This window comes from Streptomyces sp. HUAS MS02, assembly GCF_055702265.1.
Genome location: NZ_CM146747.1, coordinates 8302783 through 8319837, shown reverse-complemented (window position 1 = coordinate 8319837; position 17055 = coordinate 8302783). Strand labels below are relative to the sequence as shown.

Below are 17055 nucleotides of genomic sequence, written 5' to 3'. Positions count from 1 at the left end.
GGCCGTACGTCCCGCCGATTCTCCAAGGAGGAGACATGGTCTCCACCCCTGCCTACGACCCACCCGCCGCCCCGCCGTCCGATGCCGAACCGGCTGCTACGGCACGCCACACCGGCACGATCATCGCCGGCTGTCTGGCCGTCTGCCTGGCCCAGATCGGGCTCGTCCTGCCCGCCGCGATCAACGGCGTCATGCAGCGCACCCTCCAGACGTCCGGCGGAGAACTGACCTGGATCAGTGACGCCTTCCTGGTTCCCGCCGCCGTCCTCGCGCTGACCTTCGGCGTCCTGGGCGACCTGTACGGCCGCAAGAAACTGGTGGTCGGCGCGGCGCTGCTGTCCGCCGTCGGCTACCTGGTGTCCGCCACCTCCGACTCGGCAGCGCAGCTGATCACCGGTCAGGCGATCTCCGGCATCGGAGCAGCCGCGCTCTTCCCCGCATCCCTGTCGATGGTCACCGCCATTACGCCGACGCCGGCGGCGCGAGCCAAGGCCCTGGCCTCCTGGACCACGGCCCTGTCGCTGGGTGCCCTGATCGCCCCGCTGATGTCCGGCGGCATCGTCGAGCACGCCTCCTTCCAGTGGGCGTTCGGCGTGACCGGAGTGCTCGCCGTGATCACCGCGGTGGCGGCCTGGCTCCTGGCCACCGAGTCCAGCGCCCCCGAAGGCCGTTCGCTCGACTGGCCGGGGCAGATCACCATCGCCGTCGCCATGCTCACCCTGCTGTACGGCATCATCCAGGGCCCCTCCGACGGCTGGAGTTCGGCACCCGTCGTCGCGTCCTTCGTCGCTTTCGCCGTGTTCATCGCCGCGTTCGTGATGGTGGAACATCGCAGTACGTACCCGATGCTGCGCCTGGAGCTGTTCCGCATCCCGGCCTTCGCCGCGTCGGCCGCGATGGCGGTGATCGGCATGTTCGGCTTCCTCGGCGGCGCGTACGACCTGAGCATCCGCCTCGGCGTCATCCAGCACCAGAGCCCCTTCCAGGCCGCGGTGCCCTTCCTGGTCATTCAGGGCATCACCCCGTTCATCTGGCCGCTGCTGGTCCGCCTGCTGCGCCACGTCGGCCCCGGCCCCATGCTGGTCACCGGGTTCGTCTCGCTGGCCGGCGCCCAACTGTGGCTGCGGGCGGTGCCGATCCACGAAACCGGCCTGGTGCCCCTGCTCGGGCCGCTGGTGCTCAACGGTGTCGGCTTCGGCCTGGTCGTCGCCGCCCTCACCGCCGCTGCCGTCAACGTCGTACCGCCCACCCTGACCGGCATGGCCAGCGCCACCACCAGCCTGGTCCGCGACCTCGGCCAGACCCTCGGCCCGGCCATCGTCGGCGCCGTCGCCCTCGGCATGGCCGCGAGTCAGCTCACCGGCAGCCTCGCCGACGCGGGCCTTACCCCCAAAGAGCACGGCATCGCCTCCGCCGTCCTGCACGAGGGCGGCCCGCTCGCCCTGCACAGCGCCGACCTGGGCCCGCTCAGTGCCAAGATTGCCCCGCTCACCGAGCACGCCCTGGCAAGCGGCTACAACAACGGGCTGATCCTCACCGCCGCCGCCTGCGTGACCGCCGCCGTGATCGCCGCCGTCTTCGTCGGCTTCCGACGCAGCGGCGCCGCGCCGGCCGGGGCGGAGGGGAGCACGGCGTGAAGTTTGCAACCTTCGTCCACGACGGGAAACGGCGGTCAGGAGTCGTCTCCGACGACCAACTCCACCCCTTCGAACACCCCGTTGACCTCCTGGGCCTGATCGTGGAGGGCGAGGCGGCTCTGCGCGGGGCGGCAGAACGCGCCCTGACCGCCTCCCTGCCCGTGCCCCTGACCGACGTACGGCTGCTGCCTCCGCTGCAGCCACCCACCGTTCGCGACTACATGACCTTCGAGAGCCATGTCGCGGGCGTCGCCCGGGGATACGGCGACACCGTGCCCAAGGAGTGGTACGCCGCACCCGCGTTCTACTTCACCAACCCGTACGCGATGATCGGCGCCCACGACGACGTGCCGGTACCGCCGGGCTGCGGGCGCTTCGACTACGAACTCGAAGTGGCCGCCGTCATCGGCAAGGCCGGCCGGGACCTCACCCCCGAGCAGGCACGCGACCACATTCTCGGCTACACGATCCTCAACGACTGGTCCGCGCGCGACCTCCAGGGCCACGAGATGAGGGTCAAACTCGGCCCGGCCAAGGGCAAGGACACCTCCACCACCCTCGGCCCCTGGCTCGTCACCGCCGACGAACTCGAACGCCACCGCGACACCGACGGCCTCCTCGACCTCACCCTCACCGTCACCGTCAACGGCGAGACGACCGGACAGGACCGACTGGCCAACATGGCCTGGACGTTCGAGGAGATGGCCGCCTACGCCTCCCGCGGCACCTGGATCCGCCCCGGCGACGTCCTGGGCTCCGGAACCTGCGGCAACGGCGGCTGCCTGGCTGAACTCTGGGGCCGAGGCGGTGTCCTTGAACCCTCGCCGCTCGTCCCCGGCGACAGCGTCACCATGACAGTCGAGGGCATCGGCACCATCAGCAACACCGTCGTCGAGGGCGTCGCCCCGGTGCCCCTGCCACCTGCCCGCCGCAGGCGATGACCACCATGCGATGAGCTCTGACACCACCCCGGTGCCGGACACCGCGTCCGGCACCGGAGAAAGGCATGAACAACGCGGATAAAGTCATAGCCTCGGCCGACGAGGTTGGGCCCCGAGTCGCGCCGCCGAGTCCACGTCCGCTACATGATCGTGTTACGAGCCATGACGATTGCAGTCCGCGCCCGATTTCAGTTGAAAGCCCAGCTCACCAGAGAACCCCTGGACCGGCGGGACTTGCGTGCTGCGCGCCGCAACGAGTCGTCGCCAACGAACTCGTGAAATACGTGCCCGCTCCGCGCAATCGAAGCGCACCTCGCAGGACCCAGCACGAAACCAGCACGGGACAGGTGGCCAGGGATGACGAGGGATGCCGACAGGTCAGCACCAAACCAGCACCGGCATCAGCGGCGAGCTCCTCTTGGGTGAACCTGCAATGCCGCGACCTGCACATTTACCGAAATCGGAACGGTCATGATAAACGGCGCCCTGAAAATTTGTGCAGAATTCTCAAGAAACTGCTCCGACCTGCATACGTCCCCCTCTTTCACCCGTGGCCCCGGCACCGGACCCGCCGGCCCCGGCTCTCGCACCGACCACGCCAACGCCTGTCGACCCCTGGTCCCGCACGGGCCTCGATCCGAGGTCGCGCGATCCAGTGATCCAGTGATGCCGCGACCACACGGTGCCGCGGAGCCCCGCCGGGGGCGGGCGGGGCTCCCCCTCGGCGCTACTCCGTCACGTCGCCGGTGCCGGCGCCGGCAGTCCGTCGAGGCCGGCTTCCGGGACCGGTCCGGTGAGGTCCGGCTCGGCGTTCTCGCCCAGGAAGCCGCCCGACTGGTGCTGCCACAGCTTGGCGTAGGCACCGTTCGCCGCGAGCAGTTCCTCGTGCGAGCCCTGCTCGACGACACTCCCGCGGTCGAGGACCACGAGACGGTCCATGCCGGCGACGGTACTCAGCCGGTGGGCGACCACGAGGGCCGTCCGGCCGTCCATCAACCGCCACAGGGCGTCCTGGACGAGGATCTCGCTCTCCGAGTCCAGCGCGCTGGTCGCCTCGTCGAGCAGCAGGACGGGGGCGTCGCGCAGGATGGCCCGCGCGAGGGCGACGCGCTGGCGCTGGCCACCGGACAACTTCACCCCGCGCTCCCCCACGAGCGTGGCGAAGCCGTCGGGGAGGTGGCCGACGAACTCCGTGACGTGCGCCGCCTCGGCGGCGGCATGGATCTCCTCGTCGCTCGCGCCGGGCCGGGCGAAGGCGATGTTGTCCCGCAGACTGCGGTGGAACATGGCGGGTTCCTGCGGGACGTAGGCGATCAGTGAGCGCAGATCGGTCTGGCGCAGCCGGCTGATGTCCTGCCCACCGATGAGGATGCGTCCGTCGTCGATGTCCGACATCCGCAGCAGGAGCCGGGTCAGTGTGGTCTTGCCACCGCCGGACCTGCCGACCAGTCCGATGCGCGCGCCCGCGGGCACGTCCAGGTCGAGCCCCTGGAAGATCGGCTTCGCGCCCGCGTGGGCGAAGCGCACCTTCTCGAAGCGGACGCCGGTGTCGCGGGATGCGAGCGGTTCGGGGTCCGTCGGGTCGAGCACGGTGGGCGGATCCAGCAGCAGCTCGGTGAACTGCGCGGCCTCGGTCATCGAGTTCTCCAGACGCCGGTAGATCTGGTTGAACTCGAACATGATCTGGGTGGCGTTGGAGAAGTAGGTGAAGGCGACGACGACCTCCTCCACTCCCCTGCCCGAGCCCCCGAGGGCGATGGCGACCACCAGACCCAGCACGTTGGTCAGGACGGACATGGGCGCGATCAGGGTGTCGACGCGCAGGTTGGCGTAGTCCCACGACCGCAGGGTCAGGCGCCGGGAGTCCGCGACACGGTCGCGGTGTTCCTCGGCCTCCCGTGCCTCGGCCGCGAACGCCCTGATGGTCTCCATGTTCACGAGGCTGTCGGCGACATGACCGGAGACCCGGGCGACCGCCGCCTCACGGTCGTGGACGAGCCGCTGCCGGCGCCGGATCAGCGGTGTCGCCGCCACCACGGTCACCGCGATCATCGCCAGCAGGACGACGACGAGCATCGGTTCGTAGGTCCACAGCACCACGGCCCCGAACAGCAGGGGGACCACACTGCCCACGATCCGGAAGGTCAGCGTGTCGACGAAGTCCTCGAAGCGCTTGCCGAAGCTCAGCACCCGCTTGGTCAGGGAGCCGGCGAAGTTGTCGTGGAAGAACGCCGCGTCCTTGGCGAGGAGTTCGTCCATGCCGTTCACGTAGAGGTGTTCCATGCCGAGCGCGTCCACCCGGTTCAGGCAGTGCTGCCCGACCCGCCACACGGCCTCGGCGAGCAGCAGCGTCACCCCGAACGCCACCACGTACGGCAGCGCCGAACCGAGGGTGAGACCCCCTTCGTCGGCGGCCTGCCCCGCCAGCTTGGCGATCAGCAGGGGGGCGACGTAGCGGATGCCGATGTTGCCGACAGCCGGCAGCAGCAGTGCCGGCAGGGCCAGTCGTCGTAGGCGCAGCAGTTCCAGACCGTAGCGGCGCAGCGCCAGAACGACCGCGCTCCTGCCCGGCGTCGACCCTCGCGTATCTGATGTCCCCATCACACTCCCGGAGGTTGAGAAGTCGGAAGTGTCCCGTTGACGGAGGCTCGCAGTCCACGCATTTAACGCGGACCGGCGATAACCGGACATCGTGGCCGGGTCGGCGTGGTGGGCGTCCGTGCTGGTGAGACTGCGACGGCGGACGCGGCGGCGACCCCGCTCGGGCTCCGTCGCACGACGGGCTCAGAACGCCAGTCCGATAAGTGCGGCGACCGGCGGGACGAGGAGCGGGAGCGGGTCGGCGCTCACGCGTCCCCGTACGCCTCCCCGCCGAGTTCGAACCCGGCGGTGCCCGCGGTGGTGTCGGCCAGCCAGGCACGGAAGGCGTCCACGTCGGCGTCGGGCAGTCCGATCTCGATGGTGACGGCCTCGCCGTAGCGGACGTCACGGACCTGGCGCCCGGTGGAGCGCAGGTCGTTCTGCACCTTGCCGGCGCGCTGGTGGTCGACGGTCACCGTGGCCAGCCGGAAGCGCCGGCGCGTGAGGGTGCCGAGCGCGTCGAGCGCCTCGCCGACGGCACCGCCGTACGCCCTGATGAGTCCGCCCGCGCCCAGCTTGACCCCGCCGTAGTACCGGGTGACGACGGCGACGACGTACCGCATGTCCCGTCGCAGCAGCATCTGGAGCATCGGGACGCCGGCGGTGCCGCCGGGCTCGCCGTCGTCGCTCGCCTTCTGGACGGCCGCGTCGGCGCCGACGACGTACGCGAAGCAGTTGTGCGAGGCGTCGGCGTGCTCCCTGCGGACGGCCGCGACGAACTCCTGCGCCTCCTGCTCGGTGGCCGCCGGGGCGAGCGCGCACAGGAAACGGGAGCGGTTGACCTCGGTCTCATGCACTCCCGCGTGGGCGACGGTGCGGTACTCGTCCTGCATCCGGCCAGCCTAATCCAGGGTGTAGGCGGTTCGATCCGGTCCCCACAAGGGGCCGGCGGGCGGCCTCGACGAACAGTGGAAGCCGTTGGCCGAGCCTGTGGTGGTGGGGTTCGTGAAGCCAAATGGTTCGCGGGTCAACCGTTTGGTTCGTAGCCTGACCTCCGTGATCACTCTTGGGCTTTCCGACAGAGCGGGGCGATGTGTTGTCCTGCACGAGGTGAACGACGAGAACTGGCGTGCTGTCGCGGATGTCGCTCCGCTGGACGACCAGCGCCGATACGTGCCCGCGTTGGCGGCGCGCTACCTGCTTCTGTCATCGCGGGAAGGTATCTGGCACTCGATGGCGGTCTGCGCCGATGACACGGTGGTGGGTCACATCATGTGGGGTCGTGACGAAGACGGCTCGTACTGGCTCGGGGGCATGGTGATCGACGGCACCGAGCAGGGCAAGGGGGTCGGGCGGGCGGCGGTGCGAACCCTCATGCAATGGCTGGCCCAACGTGAGGGCTGCCGGGAGCTTCGTCTGTCGTACCACCCGGACAACACCGTGGCCGCGAGGCTGTACGCCTCCGTGGGCTTCCAGCCGACGGCAGTCTCTTCCGGTGACGAGGTCGTTGCCAGTCTGTCTGTGCTTGACGGCCGTCCGAAAGCCCTGAACTCCCCGTCGCCGTGACGGGATGAGAATGATGTCGGTCCGGGTCGGTTCATGGACCGAGGACCGGTCGCGGACCTGCGCTGCGGACCCGGAAGAGTGGCGGCCGACTGCCCCCGGACCAGCTCGCTGAGCTGCTGAGCCGGGCCGGGTTCAGCTTGCCTTCCTCGCCCCCCTGAGATGTCCCTGCGCAGCCCGAAGCAGGTCGGCACGGGGTGCGGGCCGGGGCGCGGGCGCCCGTCACGCCCTCACCCCTTGGTTCCCTTGCCCCCCTTGGTTCCCTTGCCCCCCTTGGTCTGCTTTCTGCCCCTGGCCACGATCAGGTCCGTCAGCAGGGCCGTGCCCGGGGCGAGTGCGGACCAGGTCGGGCCGTGCCAGGAGAGGAAGGCGATCGCCGAGGTGGGGAACTTGGTGCGCACCTCGTCCAGCGCGTCGTCGAGGGCGTCACCGGCCAGGTCGAGGACGAGCTCCTCCAGACCCGGGTTGTGGCCGACGAGCAGCAGCGTCCGCACCCGGTCGGGGGTCTCGCGCACCACCTCCAGCAGCTCGGGCACCTCGGCCGCGTACACCCGCGCGTCGTGCCGGACGGGCGGTGGCGTGCCCCACTCCGCGGCGGCCAGTTCCCAGGTCTGCCGTGCCCGTACGGCCGTGGAGCACACCGCCAGGTCGGGCAGACAGTCCGCGTCGGCGAGGGCCCGCCCGGCGGCGGGGGCGTCCCGGCGGCCCCGTGGTGCCAGGGGCCTCTCGTGGTCGGGGACGCCCACCGGCCAGGCGGACTTGGCGTGCCGCAGGACGATCAGTCTGCGCAGCGGGCCCGCTCCGGCGCGCGCCATCATGCCGATGCTCCGATCTGACGAGTGAGCTCCAGTCCGAGGAGCCGGTCCGCGTAGGCGTACGTCTCGAACCGCGCCCCGTCCGGTACGTCCGGGGCGCCCTCCACGTCCCGCAGTACGCCGAGCACCGCGCTGACGTCCAGGTCGTCCTCCCAGGCGGCGCGCAGGGCCTGCCGTACGGGCTCGGGAACCGGCCGTGACGGTCGCGTCGCCCACGCCGCCACCGCCGTGCGCCAGTGGTCGAGCGTCTCGGCGGCCACGGTGAGCGCGGTGGCGTCCAGGGTCACGGGCGTCCGGCGGGGGTGGGTGAGCAGGGCGAGCCGGAGGGCGGTGCCCGACGCCGTCGGCGCCTCGGTGCCCCGCACCGGGGCGACCTCGACCGTGACGTCGGTGCCGGCGCGCTCGGCACCGACGGCGCCCTCGCCACCGTCACCTGCGCCGTCACCGTGGTCATCGCGCCCCGACTCCGCCGAGCCGGTCACGCGCAGCACCCGTTGCCCGCCCCTCGTCGCGGTGCTCTCGCTCGGCCGGACGCCGAGGTCGTCGGCGCGGCGCCGCAGCTCGGCGGGCGGGTCGGCGACGAGGAGGACGGGGCTTCCGTCCAGCTCCAGGGCGCGGGCGAGGACGTCGGCGACCAGCAGGACCCGCAGGGCCGAGGTGTCCTCCCCCGGCACATGGGCGTGGACCCGGGTGAGCGCCCTGCGGATCTCGGCGGGTTGGCCGGTCCGGGCGTCGGTGATACGCAGCACGGGGTGAGCGTAGGCGCGGAAACGGCCGGACGCAGTGCGGAGGGCGGCCTTCCGGTCCACGGGCCGCCGTGAGCGCACCGTGAACACGCTCATGGACGCACCCGTGAGGGGCCCGGTGCCGGGAATCGCCGGACACCGCACGCTGTTGGCGCAGGCAGGCCCCGCCACCGGGCGCCTCGCAAGGACGGACGGACAGAGGAGACGGCACATGTACGGCGATCCCGCCACGATCCGCAAGATCCTGACGGAACTCGGCGACACCTGGGCGGTCGTCGGCCTGTCCACCAACCGCGACCGGGCGGCGTACGGCGTCGCGCAGGTCCTCCAGCGCTACGGCAAGCGCGTCGTCCCGGTGCACCCCAAGGCCGAGCCGGTCCACGGCGAGCAGGGTTACGCCTCCCTCTCCGACATCCCCTTCCCCGTGGACGTCGTCGACGTCTTCGTCAACAGCGACCTCGCCGGTCCCGTCGCCGACGAGGCGGTCCGCATCGGTGCCGAGGCGGTCTGGTTCCAGCTCGGTGTGATCGACGAGGAGGCCTACCGCCGCACGCGCGAGGCAGGGCTGGACATGGTGATGGACCGCTGCCCGGCGATCGAGATCCCCCGCCTGGGCTGACGCCGCCGGACCCGTGCGGACGCGGTCTCCGCGCGGCGGTGCGGCCCCAACACAGGTGACTTTGCCGGGCGTTGCACCGGGTGCGACACTGGTGCGCTGCGGAATCGGCGGAGCATACGGGGGCACGATGGGCCAGGCGGTGACCGCGGCCATGCTGCGGGTGGCGGATGTACACAAGTCCTACGGCCGGGGCGCCGGCGCCGTGCACGCGCTGCGCGGCGTCTCCTTCGAGGTCCCCCGGGGGGAACTCGTGGCTCTGAAGGGGCGGTCGGGCTCGGGCAAGACCACGCTGCTGAACATCGTGGGCGGTCTGGACGAACCCGACAGCGGACGGGTGACCGTCGACGGTCTGCACCTCGGCGACCAGAGCGAGGACGCCCTTCTCGCGCTGCGCCGGGAGCGCATCGGCTTCGTCTTCCAGTCGTTCGGGCTCATCCCGATCCTCACGGCCGCCGAGAACGTCGGCGTGCCCCTGCGGTTGCGCGGGGCGGACCCGCGCGAGCGGCGGGAGCGCGTCGAGCTGTTGCTGTCCCTCGTGGGGCTCGCGGACCACGCGGCGCAGCGGCCGGGCGAGTTGTCGGGCGGGCAGCGCCAGCGGGTCGCCATCGCCCGTGCCCTGGCCAACAGTCCCTCGATTCTCATCGCCGACGAGCCGACCGGTCAGCTGGACGCGGAGACCGGGCACTCCGTGATGGAACTGCTGCGCGCGGTCGTCCGCAGCGAACGGATCACGGCGCTCGTGGCCACCCATGACACGACGCTCCTCGACCTCGCCGATCGTGTGCTGGAGCTGAAGGACGGCGAGATCACCGAGTCCTGACCGGCCCCGGCTCAGCAGCCCTCTGGCCCTTCCCCGGCCGAGCCCCGGCCGTCACTGCCGTTGCGGCCACCACTGCCGTCGCGGGCGTCACTGCCGTCGCGGCCGTTGCGAGCGTCGTCCGGGCGGACGGCGATGTGGTCGGGTTCCAGTTCCAGGGCGACGCGGTCGCGCATCCCCAGGGCCCGGGTGTACTCGGCGGGGAGCTGGAGGCGGCCGGCCCGGTCGAGCATGGCGTACTCGCGGGCGACCAGGTTCTCCTGGCCGGTGGCGGAGTCGACCTCGCTGTGGCGCAGGACCTCCGTGGCCGTGCGTCCGTCCCGGATGGCGACCGTACGGCGGACCTCGCCGGCGACGGACTGGTCGTGCGTGACGATCACGATGGTCGTCCCCAGCTCCTCGTTGGCGGTGCGGAACGCGGCGAAGACCTGTTCGGCGGTGTGGGAGTCCAGTTCGCCGGTGGGCTCGTCCGCGAGCAGGACCGCGGGATCGTTGGCGAGGGCGACGGCGAGGGCGACGCGCTGCTGCTGGCCGCCGGACATCTCGTGCGGCCGGCGGTCGCGGCACTCGACGACGTCCAGCAGGTCGAGGAGTTCCAGGGAGCGCTCGGCCCTGGCTCGGCGTCCGCCTCGGGCACGGGCCAGTTGCAGGGGCAGGGCGACGTTCTGCGCGGCGGTGAGATAGGGCAGGAGATTGGCGGAGGTCTGCTGCCGGACGAAGCCGACGGTCCTGCGGCGGTAGGCGAGCCGTTCCTTGGCGGACATCGTGACCAGGTCGTGGTCCGCGACGCGGGTCGCGCCGGCGGTCGGTCTGTCCAGTCCCGCGAGGATGTTCATGAGGGTGGACTTGCCGCTGCCGGAGGCGCCGACCAGGGCCAGCAGTTCCCCCCTGCGCACGAGGAGGTCGAGTCCCTGCAGGGCCTGCACCTCCACGCCGTCGGCGGTGAAGATGCGCACCAGTCGGTCGCAGCTGATCAGGGCGTCCTGGCCGTAGGCGGCGGCGTCACGCGCGGCGAGCGCACGGTCGGCGAGTTCGTGGAAGGTCGGGCTGCTGGTCATCGGCTGCTCCTGGGCGGTCGGAGGGGCACGGGCCGGTGCCGGAGGGGGCTCGGTCGGAGGGGGCGGTCGGAGGGGGTCGGTCGCGGAGGGCTGGACCCTAGGTGTCACCCAGCCTCAGTTCGCGCACCGAGCCACGTCGGCTGGTCCACCAGGCCTGGCCGGCGGGCACCCCGACGGCCAGGAGCAGCACGGCGAGCGCCGGAACCGCCAGCGAGAGCGGATCGGTGCGCAGCACGGCCCCTTCCGGAGCGGACGGGGAGGCCAGGGCGATCGCCGTGAGGTCGACGCCGGGCGCCAGCAGGTGGATGGCGACCCAGCCGGTCAGTACGCCGCCCGCCGCGGCCAGGAAGGCCTGCGGGAGGGCCGTGAGGATCAGCAGTCGGCGGCCCTGGGACCGGGTCATGCCCATCGTGCGCAACCGGGCGAGCAGGGCGCCGCGTTCGGGCGCGGTGCGCAGCACGGTCAGCACGAGCGCGAGGATCGCGTACCCGGCGCCCGCGGCGACCGCGACGCCGTACAGGCGTTCCGCGCCCGACTGGAGCGGTGAGTCGACGTGCCGGGTGCGTTCCTCTGCGCGCAGCCGGACGGTCGCGGTGCCGTCGGCCGCCGAGCGCAGCGCCCGGCCGTCCAGGGCGTCACCGGTCAGCAGCAGGGTCGTCGCACGCGCCTCGCCGCGCGGAAGGCCGGCTCGGTCCACGATCAGGAACTCCTCACCGGACACGGCCGGGGTGCGTTCCCGGACCAGGACGATCCGGACGGTGACGGAGGTGCCGTCCGGGAGCAGGACGGCGTAGGGGCCGGTGCCGTACTCGTCCGCCACGCGGGGTGAGGCCAGCGCGGGCAGGGGCCGGTCGGCGCCGCCCGCCGTCCCGGCGTCCGCCTGCCGGAGGGTCGCCGCGTCGAATCGTCCCGTGCCCGTGCGGTGCGAGAGCCTGGCGTAGCTCTCGGGGTCCACGGCGGCCAGCGGTACCAGCCGGCTGCCTTGTTCGGGCTTGGCGTCGTAGGTGACGTGCGCTTCCGTCATGTCCTGTACGCCGGGCAGTCGGCGGACGCGGTCGGGCAGACTTCGGGGCAGTTCACCGGTGGTGGTCTCGATCCGGCCGTCCGCCCCCACCTCGTGGAGGGCGGCCTGGTCGCGGGCCGCCGTGACGCCCGCCAGGACCGAACCGCCGAACGCGGCCGTGGTCAGGGCGCTGAGCAGGGCGAGCAGCGGCAGCACGGCGAAGCCGGGGGCGCGGGCCACATGGGCCAGCGAGAGCGGGATCACCAGGCCGCGCAGGCGCGCGGCGGCCCCGCTCAGCGCACGGAGCGGCAGGGGGTGCAGGCGTGCCAGCAGCAGAGCCGCGACGACGCCCGTCAGCAGCGGGGCGGCGGCCACCAGGCCGGTGCTGCCGGATCCCTGGCGGCGCAGTGCGGCGACCGCCCCCACGGCGATCACCAGGACGGTCAGTTCCGCCACTGTGCGGCGCCGTGACGGCCGGGTGGCGGTGAGGTCCTCCCGTCCGTCGTGCGTCCGTACCGTGCGGTGCGCCACCACGGCGCGCACGGGGAGCACGAGGCAGGCGAAGAGGGTGACGGCGAGGGCGGTGACGACCGCGGGCGCGGTGCGGGCACCGGGCAGGACGAGCAGCGCGGCGGCGAGTCCGAGGGCGCCGGCGGGCACGGCCACCACCGCCGTCTCCGCCAGCAGGCGCGCGGCAAGGCCGGGCAGTGCGGCTCCGCGGGCGCGCAACAGGGCCAGCTCCGTGCGCCGTCGATCGGCCGCCACGCCGCCCGCCATGGCGAGGACGATCACGGCGAGGCTGCCGGTGCCGACGGCGGCGAGGAGCAGCAGCGGGTCGATCCCCGACCGGAGCCGTGCATGGTCCGCGAGGACCTCGTCGAGGTTGGTCTGGGCCTCCAGGCCGTCGTCCACGACCGTCCGCAGTCGTTGCACCCCCGGCCCCGATTCCAGGGCGGCCACGGCGGACGCCAGCCGGTCGAGGTCGTGGCCGCGCAGGGTGGCGACGTCGGGGGCCACGTGCCAGTACCGCTCGGGCCGCCCGGGGGTGCCCAGGAGGGCCGGGCCGGCGTCGGGGGCGAGGAGCAGGCCGGCGAGCCAGTGGACCTCCGACGGCGGGAGGTCCGGCCGGCGGCTCAGCGCGGGGGTGCGCAGCACCGGCAGGGCCGACCAGTAGGCGCCCTCGGGGGCGCGGGGGACGACGATGCCGGTGATCCGGACGGCGAGCGGGGCACGGCCCGAGCCCGGTACGTGGATCACCGAGCCCACGCGGATGTCGAGGGTGCGGGCGGTCTCCACGGTGACGGCGCCCTCGACCTGCTCGGTCGCCGCGGTCACCGGCGCGCCCGTGGTGCGCGGCAACCGGCCCGCGCTGAGCCGGGCATGGGAGCCCAGATCCTGCTGGGCGGCGAGCACCATCTGGGCGGGCCGGCCGGCGGGCTGGGGGAGCCAGGAGTCGGACGCCTCCAGGCCGACGGTGGTGCGCACGCCGTACGACGACTGCGCGAGGTCGGGGACCAGCGGCGCCTCGGCGGTGGCGAGGATCTCGGCGCGTGCCTCGGTCAGCGGTGCGGCGCGCAGGGCGGCCTCCATCTCCTCGACCGAGTCCATCCAGGGCAGCGGGACCTGCATCTGCACGGTTGTCTGGTCGGGCAGGGCCTGCTCGACCGCCCGGCGCAGCCCGGCGTCCCCGTACCGGTCGACGGCGCGCGGGTACGCGGCGGCCAGCGCGGCGGTCACGGCCACCAGGAGCGCGAGGGCCACGGACGTACCGGCGAAGGCCCTGAGCCGGGTCCGCAGTCCGGCCCGTACGGCCCGTACGGCCCGTACGGGCCGTGGGACGGCCCTGGTCTCCCCGTCGCGAGCGGGCACCGAGTTCGTGTCACCGTCCCGAGCGGGCGCCGAGGTGTCACCGTCCCGTAGGGGCACGGCGTTCGCGTCACCGCCCCGAGCGGACACCGCGTTCGCGTCACCGTCCCGAGGGGGCACTCCGTTCGGCTCTCCGTCCCGAGGGGGCACTCCGTTCGGCTCTCCGTCCCGAGGGGGCACCGGCCGCGCTGTCACTGTGCCACCTCGTCTCGTAGAGCCGTCACGGGTTTCGCCCGCCGGAGAGCGAGGGCCACGGTCACGAGGGCGGGGCCCGCCGCGAGGGCCGCCAGCAGGGCGGTCAGTCGCAGGAGCGGGAGTTCGACCAGCACGGGCGGGAGCGGCCGGGTGGCCTGCCCGGTGAGGACGACGAGGGGCACCAGCGCGTGCGTCAGCACCGTGCCCAGGGCCGTGCCGACCAGCAGCGCCAGGGTCACCAGGACGCCGTGTTCCACGACGACCAGCCGGGCCAGCCGGCGGCGTGGTGTCCCGAGGGCGCGCAGCACGGCGAACTCGCCGTCCCGGGAGCGCATGGCCCCTGCCGCACTCACCGCGAAGCCGAGGGAGGCGAAGAGGACCGTCACCACCGCCGCCGCGATCAGCGCCGCTTCCGGGGCCGCCCCGAACGGGTCGTCGCGCAGCTTCGCCGCCAGCTCGTCGCGCACCGTCACCTGGTCGGGATCGACGTCGGGCAAGGCGCGCGCTGCTGCCGCGGTGGCCCCGGGCGCGTCGGTGCCCAGCCACCACTCGGTGGGCTTCAGGCTGGTTCCGTAGCGGGCCTGCAGCACCTGGTTTACGGCCCGGAGGTCGACGAACAGGGCCCCGCCGTCCTGTGTGGTGGCTTCCGTGGTGGGCAGGGCGCTCGCGGTGCGGACGATGCGTACGGGCACGGAACGGCCGTCGAACGTGACCTCCACGCGCTGCCCCACGCGGGCACCGGACGCGGCGAGGAACCGGTCGGTGGCGACCGCGACGACCTCGGGCGCCGCGGGCTGGACGACCTTGAGCCGGACCTCCAGCGGCAGGGCGGGCGGCATCAGGTCGGGCAGTTGGTACCCGGTGTCGTAGGTGAGGGTGAGGGGTGCGGTCGACGTGAGCCGGGGCAGGGTCGGCCGGGCCTCGTCCTCGGGCGGGGCGGAGCCGGAGTCGGCCTCGACGGTGGTCGTCCACTTCGTCGGCAGGGTCACCTCGCGGACGTCACCGTCGCCCGCTGTCGCCGTGAGCCCGCCGATGACCAGGCGGTGCCGGTCGGGACGCTCGGTCGGCTGCGAGGTGCTCAGCCGGAGCGCGGTCAGCGCCAGGGGGCCGCGCGCCCCGTTGAGGTCCGGGGTCAGCCGGTGCTCACGACCGTCGGCGGGAAGGTGGCCGGACGGCAGGTCGTAGGAGGTTCCGTGGCGGTCCCGCACCGTGAGCGTGACGTCCGCCTCCGTCCCCGGCGCGGTGCTGTGCAGGGCGGCGGTCAGGGTGAGCCGGGTGGTGCCCTCGGGTATCGCGATCCCCGCAGGGGCAACGCGTGGCGCGAGCCCGGCGAGCAGCGGACCGTCCGACAGGTCGCGCCGCGCCAGCACCGTCCCGGCGGCCTCCGTCGTGTTCAGCGCCACGACGGTCGCCTTGCGGCTGCCGGAGAGCGACATCGTGCCCCGGGCCGCGGGGGCGACCGCGTCCACGTGCGGGAGGCCGGCGTAGACGTCCGTACGGCCGACGACACCGCCCCCGGAGGCCACGACGCGCACCTCGGCGCCCGCGCGGAAGTCGGCCTGGTCGGCCTGGGAACGGAGCCAGGACGCGTGCTGCCCGATCGCCACCACGCCCAGCGCCACGGAGATGACCAGGAGCAGGACCGGACCGGCCCCGCGCAGCGGCCGGCGGCTGAACTGCCAGCCGACCATGGCCGCGGTCAGCCCGTGCCCACGGGTCAGCAGCCGCTCGCCGACCCGCGCCAGCAGGGGCAGCAGCCGCAGCACCAGAACCGTTCCGGCGAACAGCACCAGGGCGGGCGCCACCACCAGCAGCGGGTCGACACCGAGGACCCCGTCGCGGTCGGCGGTGACGGCACCGGAGTCCTGGCTGCCGAGCAGCCAGAAGGCGACACCGGCCACGGCCAGCAGCCCGACGTCCGCCCCGGCGCGCAGCGGTGCCGACAGCGCTCCCGCCCGCACCGCGACGGTGCCCGCGAGCGTCGCCCGCCACGCCGGGACGGCCACCGCCAGCGCGCACAGCCCGGCCACGGCCGCGGCGACCGCCCACACCTCCGGTCGGCCCCCGGCCGGCACGTCGACGCGCACCCCGGTGCGGCCCAGCGCACCCTGCGCGGCCAGCAGTCGGGTCAACGGGCCCGACAGCAACGGCGCCAGCACCACCGCCGGCGCGGCGATCAGCAGGGCCTCCAGCGCGGCCAGGCCCGCCAGCCGGGCCCGGGTGGCACCGCGTGCACGCAGCAACCGCGTCTCGCCCATGCGATCGGAGTCGAGCAGCCGCGCGACCAGCAACAGGGCGCAGGCGGCGAGCAGGGCGAGCTGCCCGGCGACGATCAGCATGCCGGCCCGTGTGACGAGCAGGGAGCGTTCGACGCGGTCCAGCACCTCGGGGAGCGCGGTGGCCGCCGTCGTGGCGCTGCTGAGCGCGGGGTGCTCGCGCAGCTGCGCGCTGCCCGAGCGGGCGGCCTCGCGCAGCGGGCCGATCCGGTCCGTCGTCAGCGAGGAGTAGTCGGCCGAGACCAGCCAGCCCGACGCGCCGACGCTCACCCGGCCCGACGTCGGCACGCCGGCGGCGGTGAGCAGGGGGCCGTACGTCGTGTAGCTCGACGCCTTCACCCCGCGGCCGCCCAGGTCGTCCAGCTGCCAGTAGGGGGCCCGGACGTCCACCGGCCGGTACACGCCGGTGATCACCACGGGCACCGCCGGGCCGTCCAGCTGGTCGTCGACGGTCAGCCGGGTGCCGGGGGCGACGCCGAGCCGCCGGGCGGCGCTCTGCGGCAGGGCGACCTCGACGGGCCCGGAGGCGGCCGTCTCGCGAGGGAGCCGCCCGGCCACGGTCCGGACCTGGCCGCGGTCCAGGGCCGCGAAGTACGTGAGGTCCGGGTTCCCGCCCCGCTCGGCGGACGGCCGCAGCTCCCTCGGCAGGGCGTACGGCCCGGACCGCAGCAACGTGCGCACCCGCACGGGCAGCCCGTCGAACACGGTGCGGGACCCCGCCCGTACGGCGTCGTCGGCCGCCTGCCGCTCGTCGGCCGGCACGTCTGCCTTGAGCACCAGAGCGGCCTCGGCGGCGGTGCGCTGCTCCGCGAGCGACCGCCGCAGGGCCGCGTCGCCTATCGCGCCCGAGTAGGCGGTGAGCGCGGCCAGCACGGTCGTGGTCAGCAGCACGGTCATCAGCACCGCGCCGAGAAGGGCGCGATACGCCCACGCTCGCAG

General features: G+C 73.4%; 12 protein-coding genes. 5 read left to right on the top strand and 7 right to left on the bottom strand.

Annotated elements, in window-relative coordinates:
• The first annotated feature begins 35 nt into the window (after positions 1-35).
• Together ACZ9QC_RS35980 and ACZ9QC_RS35975 are read left to right on the top strand one after the other, a co-directional pair.
• Positions 36-1637 carry an MFS transporter gene (locus tag ACZ9QC_RS35980; RefSeq protein WP_472916899.1) on the top strand — a complete coding sequence of 534 codons (1602 nt, stop codon included), beginning with the start codon at positions 36-38 and terminating at the stop codon, positions 1635-1637.
• A complete protein-coding gene (locus ACZ9QC_RS35975) occupies positions 1634-2578 on the top strand; it encodes a fumarylacetoacetate hydrolase family protein (protein WP_472916898.1) in 945 nt (314 codons plus the stop codon). The genes ACZ9QC_RS35980 and ACZ9QC_RS35975 overlap by 4 nt, the downstream gene beginning before the upstream one ends.
• 735 nt (positions 2579-3313) lie before the next feature.
• On the opposite strand, the gene ACZ9QC_RS35970 is transcribed toward ACZ9QC_RS35975, so the two are convergent.
• Together ACZ9QC_RS35970 and ACZ9QC_RS35965 are read right to left on the bottom strand one after the other, a co-directional pair.
• Positions 3314-5179, bottom strand: coding sequence for an ABC transporter ATP-binding protein (locus tag ACZ9QC_RS35970; protein ID WP_472916897.1), 1866 nt, complete (start codon positions 5177-5179; stop codon positions 3314-3316).
• Positions 5180-5424: 245 nt separating this feature from the next.
• Positions 5425-6051, bottom strand: a complete 627-nt coding sequence (locus tag ACZ9QC_RS35965; RefSeq protein ID WP_472916896.1) for a YigZ family protein — start codon at positions 6049-6051, stop codon at positions 5425-5427.
• A 163-nt stretch (positions 6052-6214) separates the two neighbouring features.
• Between ACZ9QC_RS35965 and ACZ9QC_RS35960 the strand changes: the two genes are divergently transcribed.
• A complete protein-coding gene (locus ACZ9QC_RS35960) occupies positions 6215-6724 on the top strand; it encodes a GNAT family N-acetyltransferase (RefSeq protein WP_472921909.1) in 510 nt (169 codons plus the stop codon).
• Positions 6725-6951: 227 nt separating this feature from the next.
• Here ACZ9QC_RS35960 and ACZ9QC_RS35955 read toward each other — a convergent pair whose 3' ends face one another.
• Together ACZ9QC_RS35955 and ACZ9QC_RS35950 are read right to left on the bottom strand one after the other, a co-directional pair.
• On the bottom strand, positions 6952-7539 hold the full coding sequence (locus ACZ9QC_RS35955) for a SixA phosphatase family protein (RefSeq protein WP_472916895.1): 588 nt from the start codon (positions 7537-7539) through the stop codon (positions 6952-6954).
• Positions 7536-8285: a hypothetical protein gene (locus tag ACZ9QC_RS35950; RefSeq protein WP_472916894.1), complete on the bottom strand. Its 750-nt coding sequence runs from the start codon at positions 8283-8285 to the stop codon at positions 7536-7538. Before ACZ9QC_RS35950 ends, ACZ9QC_RS35955 begins: the two co-directional genes overlap by 4 nt.
• A 208-nt stretch (positions 8286-8493) precedes the next feature.
• Between ACZ9QC_RS35950 and ACZ9QC_RS35945 the strand changes: the two genes are divergently transcribed.
• Complete coding sequence (locus tag ACZ9QC_RS35945) at positions 8494-8901, top strand: CoA-binding protein (RefSeq protein ID WP_472916893.1); 408 nt, start codon at positions 8494-8496, stop codon at positions 8899-8901.
• Between the two features lie 127 nt (positions 8902-9028).
• Positions 9029-9721, top strand: a complete 693-nt coding sequence (locus tag ACZ9QC_RS35940) for an ABC transporter ATP-binding protein (protein WP_472916892.1) — start codon at positions 9029-9031, stop codon at positions 9719-9721.
• A gap of 11 nt (positions 9722-9732) precedes the next feature.
• On the opposite strand, the gene ACZ9QC_RS35935 is transcribed toward ACZ9QC_RS35940, so the two are convergent.
• From ACZ9QC_RS35935 to ACZ9QC_RS35925, 3 genes are all read right to left on the bottom strand, one after another.
• Positions 9733-10776: an ABC transporter ATP-binding protein gene (locus tag ACZ9QC_RS35935; protein ID WP_472916891.1), complete on the bottom strand. Its 1044-nt coding sequence runs from the start codon at positions 10774-10776 to the stop codon at positions 9733-9735.
• Positions 10777-10873: 97 nt separating this feature from the next.
• Positions 10874-13765, bottom strand: a complete 2892-nt coding sequence (locus tag ACZ9QC_RS35930) for an ABC transporter permease (protein WP_472916890.1) — start codon at positions 13763-13765, stop codon at positions 10874-10876.
• Between the two features lie 71 nt (positions 13766-13836).
• Entirely contained in the window at positions 13837-17013 is a 3177-nt protein-coding gene (locus ACZ9QC_RS35925) for an FtsX-like permease family protein (protein ID WP_472921908.1), read from the bottom strand.
• Positions 17014-17055: the final 42 nt, after the last annotated feature.